The 14,907-nt window shown below is 63.3% G+C and carries 16 protein-coding genes; 5 read left to right on the top strand and 11 right to left on the bottom strand.

What is annotated here, in order from left to right:
- Positions 1 to 230: 230 nt before the first annotated feature.
- Positions 231 to 596 carry a Rieske (2Fe-2S) protein gene (locus tag PHE40_RS08520; RefSeq protein ID WP_299960761.1) on the top strand — a complete coding sequence of 122 codons (366 nt, stop codon included), beginning with the start codon at positions 231 to 233 and terminating at the stop codon, positions 594 to 596.
- Positions 597 to 752: 156 nt separating this feature from the next.
- Here the strand turns inward: PHE40_RS08520 and PHE40_RS08515 are convergent, their stop codons facing one another.
- Genes PHE40_RS08515 through PHE40_RS08480 form a run of 8 tightly spaced genes read right to left on the bottom strand, consistent with a single transcriptional unit; the run spans position 753 to position 8,315 of the window.
- A complete protein-coding gene (locus PHE40_RS08515) occupies positions 753 to 1,760 on the bottom strand; it encodes an NAD(P)-dependent alcohol dehydrogenase (protein ID WP_299960759.1) in 1,008 nt (335 codons plus the stop codon).
- 27 nt (positions 1,761 to 1,787) lie between these two features.
- Complete coding sequence (locus PHE40_RS08510) at positions 1,788 to 2,576, bottom strand: MBL fold metallo-hydrolase (protein ID WP_299960757.1); 789 nt, start codon at positions 2,574 to 2,576, stop codon at positions 1,788 to 1,790.
- Positions 2,573 to 3,352: a TatD family hydrolase gene (locus PHE40_RS08505; protein WP_299960755.1), complete on the bottom strand. Its 780-nt coding sequence runs from the start codon at positions 3,350 to 3,352 to the stop codon at positions 2,573 to 2,575. The genes PHE40_RS08510 and PHE40_RS08505 overlap by 4 nt, the downstream gene beginning before the upstream one ends.
- Positions 3,352 to 4,893, bottom strand: a complete 1,542-nt coding sequence (gene metG, locus PHE40_RS08500; RefSeq protein WP_299960754.1) for a methionine--tRNA ligase — start codon at positions 4,891 to 4,893, stop codon at positions 3,352 to 3,354. Before metG ends, PHE40_RS08505 begins: the two co-directional genes overlap by 1 nt.
- Positions 4,890 to 5,870 carry a DNA polymerase III subunit delta' gene (locus tag PHE40_RS08495; RefSeq protein WP_299960752.1) on the bottom strand — a complete coding sequence of 327 codons (981 nt, stop codon included), beginning with the start codon at positions 5,868 to 5,870 and terminating at the stop codon, positions 4,890 to 4,892. Before PHE40_RS08495 ends, metG begins: the two co-directional genes overlap by 4 nt.
- Positions 5,870 to 6,496 carry a dTMP kinase gene (gene tmk, locus PHE40_RS08490; protein ID WP_299960750.1) on the bottom strand — a complete coding sequence of 209 codons (627 nt, stop codon included), beginning with the start codon at positions 6,494 to 6,496 and terminating at the stop codon, positions 5,870 to 5,872. Before tmk ends, PHE40_RS08495 begins: the two co-directional genes overlap by 1 nt.
- Complete coding sequence (locus PHE40_RS08485; RefSeq protein WP_299960748.1) at positions 6,493 to 7,359, bottom strand: SPOR domain-containing protein; 867 nt, start codon at positions 7,357 to 7,359, stop codon at positions 6,493 to 6,495. The genes tmk and PHE40_RS08485 overlap by 4 nt, the downstream gene beginning before the upstream one ends.
- Entirely contained in the window at positions 7,356 to 8,315 is a 960-nt protein-coding gene (locus PHE40_RS08480; RefSeq protein WP_299960746.1) for a lytic transglycosylase domain-containing protein, read from the bottom strand. The genes PHE40_RS08485 and PHE40_RS08480 overlap by 4 nt, the downstream gene beginning before the upstream one ends.
- Before the next feature lie 121 nt (positions 8,316 to 8,436).
- Here PHE40_RS08480 and rpoN point away from each other — a divergent pair, with 121 nt between their 5' ends.
- Together rpoN and hpf are read left to right on the top strand one after the other, a co-directional pair.
- Positions 8,437 to 9,951 carry an RNA polymerase factor sigma-54 gene (gene rpoN, locus PHE40_RS08475; RefSeq protein WP_299960744.1) on the top strand — a complete coding sequence of 505 codons (1,515 nt, stop codon included), beginning with the start codon at positions 8,437 to 8,439 and terminating at the stop codon, positions 9,949 to 9,951.
- 55 nt (positions 9,952 to 10,006) lie between these two features.
- Positions 10,007 to 10,600, top strand: a complete 594-nt coding sequence (hpf, locus tag PHE40_RS08470) for a ribosome hibernation-promoting factor, HPF/YfiA family (protein WP_299960765.1) — start codon at positions 10,007 to 10,009, stop codon at positions 10,598 to 10,600.
- A 61-nt stretch (positions 10,601 to 10,661) separates the two neighbouring features.
- Here the strand turns inward: hpf and map are convergent, their stop codons facing one another.
- The 3 genes from map to PHE40_RS08455 all read right to left on the bottom strand — a co-directional run bounded on the left by map (position 10,662) and on the right by PHE40_RS08455 (position 13,254).
- Positions 10,662 to 11,462, bottom strand: a complete 801-nt coding sequence (gene map / locus PHE40_RS08465) for a type I methionyl aminopeptidase (RefSeq protein WP_299960763.1) — start codon at positions 11,460 to 11,462, stop codon at positions 10,662 to 10,664.
- A gap of 96 nt (positions 11,463 to 11,558) precedes the next feature.
- Positions 11,559 to 12,968, bottom strand: a complete 1,410-nt coding sequence (gene fumC / locus PHE40_RS08460; RefSeq protein ID WP_299960742.1) for a class II fumarate hydratase — start codon at positions 12,966 to 12,968, stop codon at positions 11,559 to 11,561.
- Position 12,969: 1 nt separating this feature from the next.
- Positions 12,970 to 13,254, bottom strand: a complete 285-nt coding sequence (locus PHE40_RS08455) for a hypothetical protein (protein WP_299960740.1) — start codon at positions 13,252 to 13,254, stop codon at positions 12,970 to 12,972.
- On the opposite strand from PHE40_RS08455, the gene PHE40_RS08450 reads away from it, so the two are divergent.
- A complete protein-coding gene (locus tag PHE40_RS08450; RefSeq protein WP_366523597.1) occupies positions 13,169 to 14,332 on the top strand; it encodes an enoyl-CoA hydratase/isomerase family protein in 1,164 nt (387 codons plus the stop codon). The two genes, PHE40_RS08455 and PHE40_RS08450, sit on opposite strands and share 86 nt — an antisense overlap.
- 12 nt (positions 14,333 to 14,344) lie before the next feature.
- Positions 14,345 to 14,907 (top strand): glycosyltransferase family 25 protein (locus PHE40_RS08445; protein ID WP_299960736.1); only part of this gene is annotated, 563 nt, incomplete at its 3' end.

The raw sequence follows: 14,907 nt of genomic DNA, 5'->3' as shown, positions 1-14,907 counted from the left end.
GAGACCTATGATGAAATCATCGAAGCATGCAAAACCGCATGGAACTGGCTGATTGCCAATCCACAGCGCATCAGCTCAATCGGATCGCGCGATTGGGCAATGTGTTGAACTCAATCGGGGCTGGTATGATACCAGGGTTCACACAGTTACCGCTTGAGAAATAAGCCCTCATGTCTTAGGAATGATAAGCCAAAGGCAGGCACGGACTTATTTCTCAGGGGGGAACCAGGATGAGCCAGATTGAAGCCGCCAAGTCCGGCGAGGTGAGCGAAGGCGCGCTGCATGCCATCAAAGTGGCGGGACACTCCATTGCGCTGACGCGCGTTGGCGGCAAGGTGCAGGCGTTTGTGAACAAATGCCCGCACCTGGGCATGCCTCTGACCAAAGGCAAAATTGAGGGCGGGGCGGTAACCTGCCCGTTTCATGGCTCGAAGTTCGACATCTGCTCGGGCCGGAACGTGGACTGGGTGAAAAACTTCCTCGGGATGCCGTTGCCCGGCTGGGCGCAAAGCGCGTTGGCCATGGGCAAACAACCAGCCGGGCTGAAAACGCTAGCCGCGACAGAGAAGGACGGGGCGATTTTTCTGGAGGTTTAAGGCAAGGGGCGGCTGAGGTTTCCAGCCGCCTTTTCCTGGCCTCCACAAATCGCAGAATATATATTATGGAAAGAACCAGATGCTTTAGAGAGAGTTGCTTTAGACCGGCATCTGGGCTGTACGTCACCGCGAAGCGCGTGGCCCGCCGGGACGCGGTTAGATTGCAATGCCGATTTTGCCGAAATGCGCGTTGGATTCCTGGTAACGGAATGCGTCAGCCAGTTGATCCAGCGGGAAAACCTTGTCGATCACCGGTTTCAGCCCCGTGGCCTCCATCGCGCGGATCAGATCAAGCTGGTGCTGGCGGCTGCCGACGGTGACGCCAACGACATGGGCTTGGCGCATCATGATCGCCGCTGTGGGAATCGGGCCGGCAAAACCGGCCAGCACGCCGATGAGCGCAATATGCCCGCCCAAGCGCACCGACTGGATGGATTGCGGCAAGGTGCCTGCCCCGCCGATCTCCACCACAATGTCCACGCCGCGTCCGCCAGTTATCTCGCGCGCCGCGGCGCCCCATTCGGGCTGCTCGCGGTAATTGATGAGATGATCCGCCCCCAATGCCTTCAGCCGGTCCAATTTGGCCGCCGAGGAGGAGGTGGCGATGACCGTGGCGCCAAAGGCCTTGGCCAGTTGCAGCGCGAAGATGGAGACCCCGCCAGTGCCCTGGATCAACACCGTATCGCCCGCTTTCACGCCACCATCGGCGGCCAGGCCCTTCCAGGCAGTAACCCCGGCGCAGGTGGTCGCAGCCGCCTCGGTATGGGTGAGATGCCTTGGCGCGCGGGTGAACCATGTGGAAGGCGCCGTCACGGCCTCGCGGGCGTAGCCGTCCATGCCGTCGCCGGGGACGTATTGGAAGCCTTCATCGGGCGCGCGGCCATCCAGCCAATGGGGGAAAAAGGTCGTGAGCACGGCATCGCCGGGTGAAAAATCACGCACGCCCGCGCCAACCGCCGTAACGTCCCCCGCGCCATCGGACATCGGGATGCGTCCGGCGGCGGCCGGGAGCATCCCCGAGACAACCGCATAATCATGATAATTCAATGTACTGGCACGCAAAGATACGGTGATTTCACCAGGGCCGGGCGGCGCGGGGGCGGGAAGGTCCACCAGACTGAGCGAGCCGAGCGTGGCCGGGGCGCCAATGCGAACTGCTTTCATGCGGGCGTTATCCTCTTGTTTATAGTTTCAGGCTTCGATCACCATACCATCGTATCCCGGCTCCACGCCAGCCGGCAGCGTGGCGCGCAGGTGCTGGTAGTCCATGTCCGGCCCCAGATGCGTGAGCACCGTGCGCCGGGGGCGCAGGCGCTCCACCCAGCCCAGCACGGTCGCAAGATTGGCGTGCGTCGGGTGGATCGGGCCCGGGGTGAAGCAGTCGATCAGCAGCACGTCGAGGTTTTCCAATGCGTTGAGCGCGGTCTCGTCCAACCGCACGACATCCGTGCAGTAGGCGATATTTTCCACGCGCAGGCCGAGCGAGCGCATCGTGCCGTGGTCCTGGTCAATGAACCGCACGGGAAGACCTTGAATTTCCACGATGCTCCCAGGCTCGACCGTGTGCGGCACCAGCACTGGGCGGAAGAAAAAACCACCGTCGAACGGACGAAAAGCGTAATCGAACCGTTGATATAACTCAGCCCAGGTGCGCGCGTCAGTATAGGTGGGCAGGGCCGCGCCCAGCAGCCGGTTGAGAATGCGGATTTCATCCAGCCCGGCGATATGGTCAGCATGGGCGTGGGTGTAGACCAGCGCGTCGATACGGCCGATACCGCAAGAGACCAGCTGCAAGCGCAGGTCCGGCGCGGTGTCAACCAGTATTCTTTTGTTTTCAGTGGATTCAATGACGATGCTGGAGCGGGTGCGGCGGTTGCGCGGCTCGGCGGGGTCAGTCTTGCCCCAGTCGCCAAAACCGCCGGGACCGCCGATCTGCGGCAACCCGGCTGAGCCGCCGACCCCCAGCAGCGTGACCTTCATGTGGCCTTGCCGTAGAGGGTGTGGAAATTGCGGGTCGTGAGTTCTGCCAGTGCTTCGGGGGATATCCCTTTGGTTTCAGATAATATTTTGGCGGTATACCCGACATAGGCCGGCTCGTTGCGCTTGCCCCGGAATGGCACCGGGGCGAGGTAGGGCGCGTCGGTCTCCACCAGCAGGCGCTCCAGCGGCATATCTGTGGCAATTTCCCGCAGTTCCAAAGATTTAGGGAAGGTGAGAATGCCCGAGAAAGAGATATAGCCGCCCATCGCCACCGCCGCCTCGGCCAGTTTGCGGGTTGAGGAGAAGCAATGCAGCAAAAAGCCGAAATCGCCGCCCCCTGCCCGCTCCTCTTGCAGAATGCGGATGATGTCATCATCCGCATCGCGCGCATGGATGGCCAACGGCAGGCCGGAGATTTGCGCGGCGCGGATATTGGCCCGGAAATTTTGTGCCTGCACATCACGCGAGGCTTTTTCGTAGAAATAATCCAGCCCGCTCTCGCCGATGCCGATCACTTTCGGGTGTTTCGCCATCTCGGCGATCACCTCCGGCGTGGCAACCGGCAGAACATCCGCCGCATGGTTGGGGTGAACCCCGACGCAGGCCCAAACATTATCATACTTTTCTGCAATGTCAATGGCTTGTTGAGATTGCTCGAGGGTAACCCCGATTGTCACCAGAGTTGCCACCCCGGCGGCGCGGGCGCGTTCCACCACCGCGGCTTCCTCGCCGGGCTGGTTGAAATAGTCGAGATGGCAATGTGTATCGACCAGCATTATTTGGCTTCCACCTCAACGAAACGCGGAAACAGCCCGGTTGGGGCGGGCAGCGGCGTGCCCTCGGCCAGCGGCGTATCCAGCGCGGCATAATCACGCGTCGCCGCCGCCACGCCTAGCTGGCCGAGCAGCTTTTCCATAGTTTCAGGCATGAAGGGCTGCAACAGAACCGCCACCACGCGCAGCACCGAGACCAGCACGAACAGCACGGTGTGCATGCGGTTAATGTCGGTTTTGCGCAGGGTCCAGGGCGCCTGATGGTCGATATAGCCATCAGCGGCGCGGATCAGCTTCCAGATCTCGTCCAGCGCCTCGTGAAAGGCCAGGCGATTGAGCGCGCCCCTCACCTTCTCCGGCAGTTCCCCCGCCAATTCCAGCAGCACATGGTCGGCCTCATGCAGCGTGCCCTTTGGCGGCACCACGCCGCCGGCGTTTTTGGCGATGAAGGAGAGCGTGCGCTGCGCCAGATTGCCGATGCCGTTGGCCAGCTCCGCATTTGTCCGCGAAATCAGGGCCTTGCGGGAGAAATCGCCATCGTTGCCGAAGGGCACTTCGCGCAGCAGGAAAAAGCGCACGGTATCCAGGCCGAATTCATCCACCAAGGGGCGGACATCAATGAAATTGCCGGTCGATTTGCTCATCTTCTCGCCCTCGACCGTCCACCAGCCGTGCGAGAACACTTTTCCCGGCAGAGCCAGCTCCGCGCCCATGAGGAAAGCCGGCCAGTACACGGCATGGAAGCGGATGATCTCCTTACCGACCAGATGCAGGCTGGCCGGCCAATACCCCCCGCGCGGGCCGGTAAGATCGGGGTATCCGGCAGCGGTGAGGTAGTTCACCAGCGCATCCAGCCAGACGTACATCACATGTTTCTCATCGCCCGGCACCGGAATGCCCCAGGAGAAACTGGTGCGGCTGATGGAGAGGTCCTTAAGGCCCCCGCGCACGAAGGAGAGGATCTCATTGCGCTTGGCCTGCGGGGCGATAAAATCCGGGTTGGCCTCGTAATACGCCAGAAGTTTATCCTGAAAGGCACTGAGTTTAAAAAAATAAGACGGCTCGATCACCCATTCCACCGAGGCGCCGCTCGGGGCCTTCTTACTGCCGTCCGGCGCGGTTGTCAGCTCCTCCTCATCATAGAAAGCTTCGTCGCGCACCGCGTACCAGCCTTCATAAGCGCCGAGGTAGATGGCACCATTTTCCTGCAATTTCCGCCAGATGGCCTGCGCGCTGGCCTTGTGGCGGGCCTCGGTGGTGCGGATGAAGTCATCGTTCGAGATATTCATCCGCCGCGCCATGTCCTGGAAATCAGCGGAGACCTTGTCGGTGAAGCTCTGCGGGTCAACGCCCGCCATGCGCGCCGCGGCTTCCACCTTCTGGCCATGCTCGTCCGTGCCGGTGAGGAAAAACACGTCAAACCCGTCCAGCCGCTTGAAGCGGGCCAGCACATCGGCGGCGGTCGAGGTATAGGCGTGGCCAAGATGCGGCGCGCCGTTCACATAATAGATCGGCGTAGTGATATAAAATTTCTGTTTGTTCATGACCTGTGCAACTGGCTGAGCGCCACGATCACCGCGGCGCGTTTATCAAGATTGAGACCGGCGGTCTCACGTTCAAGCTGCCCCAACTCCTGCCAGAGCGTAACATCCCCCGCAAGCCGGGCCGGGTTCTGGCCGGAGCGGGCGGCGGCGCGGGTGCGCCCGGCCAGCGCCGCGCGGAGCAGGGTGAAGAAGGTCTCGAAATGATCGGCGCCCTCCACGGCGCGCGCGATGGTGTCCGCTATGGATTGCGCCCGCGCGGGGGCAACCGGCGCAGCCAGAGCCTCATCCACCAGCCCGGCCAGCGCCACGCCTCCCTGCGCCGCCAGGTTCAACGCCGTGCCGATGCTCCCTTCCGCCAACCCGGCCAGCCGCGCCCGCTCATCTGCACCCAATTCAGGGGCGTAGTCCGCCAGCAACGCCGCCACATCGCCATCCGGCAGCGGCGAGAGCGCCAGGGCGCGGCAGCGGCTGAGGATGGTCGGCAGCAGGCGCCCCGGCGCGGCGGTGACCAGCAGCAGGATCGCCCGCGCGGGCGGTTCCTCCAGCATCTTCAACAACGCGTTGGCGGTCTGCGGGTTCATATCCTCCGCGCCATCAACGATCACCACGCGCCACCCCCCCTCTGACGGCGTATGATGCATGAAGCCGATGGCCTCGCGGACCGTCTCGATGACGATAACTGACTGCAACCGGTCTTTTTTATCGTTCAGCCGCCGCTCCACGGTGAACAGATCCGGGTGCGTGCCGGCCGCCACCCGGCGAAATACCGGAGAGTTTGCAGGCAATGAGAGATCCGTGCTGGTGCCTCCGGCCAGCAGCCAACGGGCGAACCGGAAAGCCAGCGTTGCCTTGCCGATGCCCGGCGGTCCCGAGATGAGCCAGCCGTGATGCAGCCGCCCGGCCCCGGCAGCGTGGTGGAGCGAGGCGAGCGCGGCCTCATGCCCCCTGAAATGCGGATTTGCGCGCGGTTCAATCATCAGCGCCCCGTCCGCTCCTGAATGATGCCGCGCATGCGGGCCACAACCACCTCAACCGGCTCCGTGCCGTCGAGCATCACGCAGCGCGCGGGTGCGGCGGCGGCGATGGCGCGGAACCCCTGGGCGATGCGCGCCATCACCTCAGCGTCCATCCGCTCATAGCGGTCACTGGCCGCGCCGCGTGATTTTATACGTGATTTTGAAACAGATTCAGGGACTTCAAGAATAAATGTAATGTCTGGTGTCAGGCCGGTCAGCCTGATCAGCGCATCCACGGCGGCAATTTCCACACCCATGCCATAGGCCTGATACGCCATGGTGGAATCTGAATAGCGGTCGCTTATCACCACCGCGCCGCGCGCCAGCGCCGGACGGATGACGCGGGCCACATGGTCCGCACGGGCGGCAAAATGCAGCATGGTCTGGGCCAGGGCGGTCAGCTCTGTGTCGGCGTTCAGCAACAGGTCGCGAATTGCCTCAGCCCCCGGCGTGCCGCCTGGCTCGCGCGTGGCCACAACCTCATGCCCCGCCTCGCGCAGCAGCGCGGTCAGGCGCAGGGCGGCGGTGGATTTGCCAACCCCCTCCCCGCCCTCCAGCGTGACGAAAACGCCGTGGCGCGTGCTCATCTCACGATAATTTCAGGATCGGGGACGCCCTGGTCCAGCACCTGTCTCAGCGCCGCGTCGGCGTCCGCGACAGAATGGTAAGGCCCTATGTTTACAGCATAAAGTGTGCGATCACCGCCAAATTGGGGAACAATCCGCGAGGGCATCCCACCCAGGCGCTGCGCGGCCTGGTGGGCATCCCACGGGCGGCCAAAGCCGGGAATTTGCACGAACAGCGGCCCCGGCGCGGGCGCGCTGACGCTGATTTCGCCGGTCAGCTGCACAGCAGGCGCGGCTGAGCTGCTGGCCGCCACGGGGGTCAGGTTCTGCGTGCTCCCGGTGGCGGCGGAACCCGGCGGGCCGAGGCTCTGCGCGGTGATCCCGGCCTCCGGCGCGGCGGTCATCTTCGGCCCCTGGCCCAGTGCGCCATCCAGCGCGGCGGTTGCCGTGGTGTTCAGCTTCACCTCCACCTCCACCACCCCGCCCCGCGGATAGTCCAGCAGCTTGGCCACGCGCGGGGTAACGGCAATGATCCGGCCGGGAATATCCGGCCCACGGCCGTTCACGCGCACCTCCACCGCATGGCCGTTAACCAGATTGGTGATGGTGACAATGCAGGGCAATTGCAACACCGGGCTGGCCGCTGCCAGGGCCTCGGCGTCATAGGCCTCGTTGTCGGCGGTATAGGCGGGCGCGTTGGGGCCGATCACGGTCGAGAGGCCCGTAACGTCATAACTATTATAATCGCGCGGGTAGCGCCACTCCCCGCCCGCTTGGTACGGATTGCCGATGGTGAAGCTCACCGGCCCCGGCGGCGGACCCGCGTTCTGGTGCGCGCAACTGGAGAGGGCCGCGAAAATGCCGAGAATGTAGCGGTTAATCATGCACTCAGCACCATGCGCCCGAGCTCGCCGACGGCCAGTGCGTAAAAATCAGAAGCATTATAGCGCCTTATCACGTTAAAATTCGCGTAAATCAGAAAAGCCTCGCCACCCGCGCCGTCTGGCAGTAACACAGCCGCCCGGGTATCGCCGGGCAGCGCGGGCGCGCCCGGCAGGCGCCGCACCCCGGCGCGCCGCCAGTCATCGAGGCTGCGCACCACGTCGCGCCCGGTTTGCGCGGGGTCCAGCCCCGGCGCGAACACCGGCTCGGAGGACGGCAACTCCGGCTGCCATCCGTATTTGCGCAGATAATTCGCCATTGAGGCCAGGGTATCCGCGTCGGAATGCCAGATGTCCGGATAGCCGTTGCCCGAAAAAGAGACTGCGGTGGAGAGATAAACGCCGGGCATGAACTGCGGCTGGCCCATGGCCCCCGCGTAAGAGCCGATGAGCCGTGCGGCCGGGGCGGCGCCGCGGGCGACGATGCGCATCGCATCAATGGCCTGGCCGGCGAAAAAGCGGCTGTTGCGGTCCCAGGCCAGGGTGGTGAGCGCGTCGATCACGCCAAAATCGCCCTGGTCGGCACCGTAATTGGTCTCAATTCCCCATATGCCAAGCAAAGGCTCCGCCCCCACGCCAAAGCGGCTGGTCACAGCGGCGAGCAGATTGCGCGATTGCGCGGCCTTTGCCGCACCAGCCTGCAGGCGCGCATGGCTCAGCACATGCGAGGAATATTCAACCCAGGTCTCGGTGAACTCCGCCTGGTGATGGTCGAGCTTCAGAATGGCGGCGTTGGGCGCAAGATGCCGCGTGGTCTGCGCGACAATGGCCGCAGGAATGCCCGCCGCCAGCGCGCGGGCGCGCAACGCCGCCAGAAAGGCGAAAAAATCCCCTGCCCGTGCCAACCCCGGCAGGGCCAGGGAGAGAGAAATACCTGTTAGGAGTGTGCGCCTGTCCATGGGCTGTATGTGCCACGCCGCGCCGTGCCGCCGCAACCGCCATGCGAAAAAGCAGCAATTTTATGCATTTTCTGTGCCAAACTCTCTTGGATAGGCCGCAAACTTGCGTTAATCTGCATGCATGGCACTTGGCCCCTCTTTTGCTGCACGCCCCTCTTTTGCCCCAAGGCTTGATCTACGGCAATCGCAATCCTTGGTGATGACGCCGCAGCTGCGCCAGGCCATCCAGCTGCTGCAATATTCCAATATCGAGGCGAGCCAGTTCATCGAGGATGAGCTGCTAAAGAACCCGCTGCTGGAGCGGGCCGAGGGCGCTGATCCGGGGAGCGCGGCCGAACCTGATTTGCCCGCGCCGGTGGCCGCCGAACCGCCCGATGCCACGAGTTTTGCCAGCTCGGGCATGATGCCGGGCGCTGAGGATGCGCCGCTGGATATCGATGTCAGCAACACTTACGATGCAGGCACTGGCGCGGATGGCGCCTACGGCGGCGGCGGGCATGACGATGGCGAGGACTGGAACGCCATCGACGCGCTGGGCGCCAAAGGCCCCAGCCTGCGCGAGCATTTGGAGCAGCAGGCGCGTCTTGCGTTCTCCACCATGCGCGAGCGGGTGATCGCCGCGGCGCTGATCGCAGCGCTTGATGCCGCCGGGCGGATGTCCGACCCGCCGGAGCAGATTGCCGCGACGCTTGGGGTCAGCCTGGAACAGCTGGAGGCCGTGCGCGCGATCATGCTGCGGTTTGACCCGGTGGGCGTGTTCGCGCGCGATCTGGTGGAGTGCCTGCGTGTGCAGCTGGAAGAGAAAAACCGGTTCGACCCGGCGATGGCGGCGTTGCTCGCCAACCTCGAAATGCTAGCTCGCCGCGAGATGCGCGGCCTGCAGGCGGTCTGCGGGGTAGATGCCGAGGACCTGGCCGATATGGTGGCCGAGCTGAAGCGGCTGGACCCTAAACCCGGCGCGCGCTTTGAGGTGGAGCCGTTGCGCCCGCTCATCCCCGATGTGCTGATGCGCCCGCTGCCGGTGAAGACCGGCGAGGCGAACGACTGGATGCTCGAGATCAACCCCGAGACGATGCCCCGGCTGCTCATCCGCCGCGGGTTCCATGCGCGGCTGGCGGCATCTGCCTCGCGCGAGACAAAGGCGTTTCTCTCAGAGCAGATGCAAAGCGCGACCTGGCTGGTGAAGGCGCTGGAGTCGCGCGCGCAGACAATTTTGCGGGTCTCGGCCGAGATCGTGCGCCGGCAGGAGGGCTTCTTCGCCCATGGCATCAGCCATTTGCGCCCGCTCACCCTGCGCGACATCGCCGCCGAGGTGGAATTGCACGAGAGCACGATCAGCCGCGTGACCTCGAATAAATCCATCGCCACCCCGCGCGGTATCTTTGAGTTGAAATTTTTCTTTACCACCGCCCTGACCGGCGCAAACGGCCAAACCCATAGCGCCGAGACGGTCCGCCATCGCGTGCAAGCCCTCATTTCGGGAGAAAATCCGAAAAATATTCTCTCCGATGACGCGCTCGCGGTAATATTACAAAAGGAAGGCATAGACATAGCACGGCGGACCGTGGCCAAATACAGAGAAGCGTTGCGTATACCTGGCTCGGCGCAACGCAAGCGGGACAAAATGCCCGCCTAGGGGGTTAATGGGTGACCCTTTGGACTACGAGTCTGATTTCGTTCGGGAGAAGACCATGCAATTGACGGTCTCTGGCAAACAAGTTGACCTCTCTGATGCACTGCGCACGCATGTGGCAACGCATCTGGATGTCATTACCCATAAATATTTTGACCAGGCGCTGGAGGCGCACGTTACATTCAGTAAGGCGCGAAGTTTCTTTACCTGCGATATCAACGTGCATGCGGGCCGCGGCATTACCGTGCGCGGCGAGGGTGAGGCAGGCGACGCGCATGCCGCCTTCGACGATGCGGCCGAGCATATCGCCACCCGTCTGCGCCGCTACCGGCGCCGTGTCTCCGAACACGCGCGCGATGCCGGAAACCGCGCGAAGCCCGAGGCCGGGCGGCAATATGTGCTGCAGGCCGAATCGCCGGCGGAGACTGAAAAACAGGCAGAGGCGCAAACCGATGCCGAGGCGCTGCACGCCACCATCATCGCTGAAGCCGACGCGACCATTGAGTCGCTGACCGTGCGCGACGCGGTAATGCGCATGGACCTGGCGTTTCAGCAGGTGCTGATGTTCCGTAACTCCAAAAACGGGTACCTGAATGTAGTGTATCGCCGCCCGGACGGGCATGTGGGGTGGATTGACCCCGCGGGCGCATAACCGCCACGCAAAAAGGCCAGGGACAAAATCCCTGGCCTTTTTTTATGCTCTGGCGGTTTTATCAGGCATAGGGTGGAGCCGTGTAGCCCTTCGGTGAGAGGGTGAAAATTTCATGGCCGGTCTCTGTCACGCCGATCATATGTTCAAACTGCGCCGAGAGTGAGCGGTCACGCGTGACCGCTGTCCACCCATCATCCAGCACCTTCACCTCCGGTCGGCCCACGTTGACCATGGGTTCGATGGTGAAAAACATGCCGGCTTTAAGCACCGGGCCATCTCCCCTGCGGCCGAAATGCAGCACGTTGGGCGGCTCGTGGAAATTGCGGCCGATGCCGTGGCCGCAGAAATCGCGCACCACGGTAAAGCGCTGCGCCTCGACATATGACTGGATGGCATAGCCAATGTCGCCAAAGGTGGCCCCGGGTTTGACCACCGCGATGCCGCGCATCAGCGCTTCATAGGTCACCTCGATCAACCGCCGCGCACGCGTGCTGGCCGTACCGGCGACATACATCCGGCTGGAATCGCCGTACCAGCCGTCCAGGATCACGGTGACGTCGATGTTGACGATATCGCCCTCCAGCAATTTCTTCTCACCCGGAATGCCGTGGCAGACCACATGATTGATGGAAGTGCAGATGGATTTCGGGAAGCCGCGATAGTTGAGCGGCGCCGGAATGGCCCCATGCGCCAGGATGAAGTCATGGCAAAGCGTATTCAGCTCCTCGGTGGTCACCCCGGGAACCACATGCGGGCCGATCATGTCCAGAGTCTGGGCGGCCAGCAGGCCCGCCGCGCGCATCGGGGCAAAATCCTCTGGCCGGTGTATTGTTATCCGCCGCGATTCGGTGCCGCCATCCATCATTCGGGTCTTTCGTTAAAGGGTGGCGCCGTGGGGCACCAGGTTTCTGCGACATTAGATGCAGACGCAACCGTCAGAAAGCAAGTGCCGCGGGCTTCAGTCCGCCAGGCGCAACGGCCGGGTCATCTCCTCAGGCTTCACCCATTCGTCAAATTCCTCTCCCGTGGTGGCCCTCAGAGCCAGGGCTGCCGCGCGCAGCGAGAGTCCCTCGTGATGCGCCTTGAGCGCCACTTTGGCCGCCGCCGCATAGCCGATGTGCGGGTTGAGCGCGGTGACGAGCATAAGGTTTTTCTCCAAATTCTCAGCAATCCTTCCATAGGCGGGCTCAATGCCCGCCGCGCAGTTGGTGTTGAAGGCGCCCAGCGCCTCGGCCAGCAGCCGTGCCGAATCGAGCAAATTATGCAGCATCACCGGCTTGAACACGTTGAGCTGAAAATTGCCCTGGCTGCCCGCGAAGGCTACCGCATGGTCGTTGCCGAACACCTGCACGGCCACCATCGTCAGCGCCTCGCTCTGGGTGGGGTTGATCTTGCCGGGCATGATGGAAGAGCCGGGTTCATTCTCGGGGATGAGCAACTCGCCGATGCCGGTGCGCGGGCCGGAGGCATACCAGCGGACATCGTTGGCGATTTTCATCGCCGCGCCGGCCAGCACGCGCAAACTTCCGGAGGCGGCCACCACGGCGTCATGCGCCGAGAGAGCCGCGAATTTGTTATCCGCAGTGCGGAAGTGTTTTCCGGTCTCCAGCGCGATGAACTCCGCCGCCACCGCCCCAAAATTCGGGTGGGCGTTCAAGCCGGTGCCAACCGCCGTGCCGCCGATGGCGAGATCATGCAGGCCAGGCAGCGTGGCGCGGATACCCGACATCGCCGCATCCAGCTGCGCCGCCCAGCCGGAGATGACCTGCCCGAGGGTGATCGGCGTGGCATCCTGCAAATGGGTGCGCCCGGTCATCACCACACCGGCGAAGGCGAGGCTTTTGGCCTCGAATACAGCCGCCAGCGCCGCCACGGCGGGCAGCAGCGCATTCTCAATCACCTCGACGGCGGCAATATGCATCACCGTGGGGAAGGTATCGTTGGAGGATTGCGAGTGGTTGACGTCATCATTGGGGTCGATCGGCTTTTTGCTGCCCAAAACCCCGCCCGCGAGCTGGATGGCGCGGTTGGCGATGACCTCGTTGGCGTTCATGTTGCTCTGGGTGCCCGAGCCGGTCTGGAACACCACCAGGGGGAACTCCGCATCCCATTGGCCCGATATCACCTCCTCCGCCGCCTGCACGATGAGTGCTGCCTTCTCCGCCGCCAGCTGGCCCAGCGCCTGGTTGGCCAGGGCGCAGGCCTTTTTGAGGATGCCAAAACCGCGGATAACCTCCCTGCCCCAGATATAATCGCGCCGCCCGATGGGGAAATTCGCGATGCTGCGCTGGGTCTGCGCGCCCCAAAGCCGGGTGGCGGGAACACGAACCTTGCCAAGACTATCATGTTCAACGCGGAACTCGTTCATTCTAAAGCCTTCTATTCAGGAACCCCAGCGCGGGAAGCGGCTTCCAGCGGCGGGGTAGATCAGTCCGGCGAATGGGTTTGACAGCATAAACCGGCGTGGGCTGGTCCGATGACTCCAAAAATCCGGCATAGGCGCGCACCTGCGCCTCGCGCCAAGTTTTGTCAGCCAGGGCGGCGCTGCGGCTGGCGTAAACCTCGGCGATGCGGATCACCCGCCCGCTCATCGCCACGACCGCCCAGAGGGAGGCCTCCGGGCTTTTGCGTTCGTCAGAGAAAAACTCCGCCATCGCATCCCCTTGTCTTGGACAAAACATTCTGTACTGCTCCGGAAAATCGCTTTTGGGAGATCGAAGAATGGATCGTGAGGTTCAGGTCTGGCGTGAGGGTAGAGCAGGACGCATCCGGTTGAACAGACCAAAGGCGTTCAACGCGCTCAATTTAGACATGGTGAAAACAATTCGCGCCGCGCTGGAGGATTTTGGCGCCGATCCGGCGGTGCATGTCATCCTGGTGGATACGCTGGAGCGCTGGTTCTGCTCGGGTGGCGATGTGCGGATGCTGCACGCCGGCGCGGTCGCGGGTGATGCCAGCATCGCGGAGCGTTTCTTCGGGCAGGAATACGCGATGAACCAGGCCATCGCTGATCTGCGCAAGCCCTATATCGCGATCATCAACGGGCTTTGCATGGGTGGCGGGGTCGGCATTTCGGCGCACGGCAGCCACCGCATCGCCACCGAGAACGCGCTGCTCGCCATGCCTGAGACCGGGATCGCGCTGTTCCCCGATGTTGGCGCCAGCTATGTGCTGCCGCGCATGCCAGGGGCGCTTGGCATGTATCTCGGCCTTACCGGCGCGCGGGTGCACGGCGCGGATGCGGTGCACGCCGGTTTTGCCACGCATTATGTGCCAAGCGGGCGCCTCCCCGAATTGTGCGATGCCATCGTGCGCGATGGCGCGGCCGCGGTGGCCGAATACGCCGCCCCCCTGCCGCCCTTCAGCCTGGGCGCGGAGCGGGCGCTCATCGACCACGCCTTCAGCCAGGACAGCGTCAGCGCGATCGTGGCGGCGCTGGAGGCCAATGGCGGCGCCTTCGCCAAGGCGGCCCTGGCGCAGCTGCGCACCCATTCGCCAAGCTCCATCCATTGGAGCTTCGAGATCATCCGGCGCGGCGCGGCGCAAGACCTGCGCGGCTGCCTCGCGGCGGAGTATCATCTGGTATGCCAGGTCGCGATGAGTGCGGAATTCATCGAGGGGGTACGCGCGCTGCTGGTGGACAAGGACAAATCCCCCAAATGGCAGCCGCCGCTGATCGAGGACGTAGACCCGGCCAGAATCGCAGCACTTTTCGCGCACACGCCGGACTGAAAGGGGGCATCCTTGCGCGTTTACGTCATCAACCTGGACCGGCACACGCAGCGCCTGGCGCGGATGCGCGATGTGCTGGGCGATGTGGATTTTGAGCGGATTGCCGCCGTGGAGGCCGCAGGCACCGGCGGGCCAGCACACCGCCATAAACTCCCCCTGCGTTTTGAGGATATGACCCGGTTTGAACGCGCCTGCGCTGCCAGCCACGCCGCCGCCTGGCAAAAACTCCTGGAGAGCGGCGCTTCGCACGCCTGCATCCTGGAGGATGACGTGCTCATGAGCCCGGATTTCTTCGCTTTCATGGCCGATACTGACTGGGTCCCGGAGGGCTGCGATGTTGTAAAAATCGAGACCTTTGCGAAGAAGGCGCTGATCTCCCGGCAGCTTCAGCCGTGCCGGGAGCGCGGGCTTGGGCGCTTGTACGCAACCCATCTCGGTGCCGCGGGATATGTGCTGAGCCGCCAGGGGGCGCAAAAAATGCTGGCCCATGCGGCCCGCCCAGCGCGCCCGGTGGACCATCTGCTGTTCGATGTTCCCACCATTGTGGAGGGGTTGAGCGTTTTGCAACTGGACCC

It is taken from the genome of Acidocella sp. (assembly GCF_028687955.1).
In the GTDB taxonomy this organism is placed as follows: domain Bacteria; phylum Pseudomonadota; class Alphaproteobacteria; order Acetobacterales; family Acetobacteraceae; genus Acidocella.
Note: the sequence above shows the minus strand (reverse complement) of the source record. Positions and strands in the feature narration are given on the sequence as shown.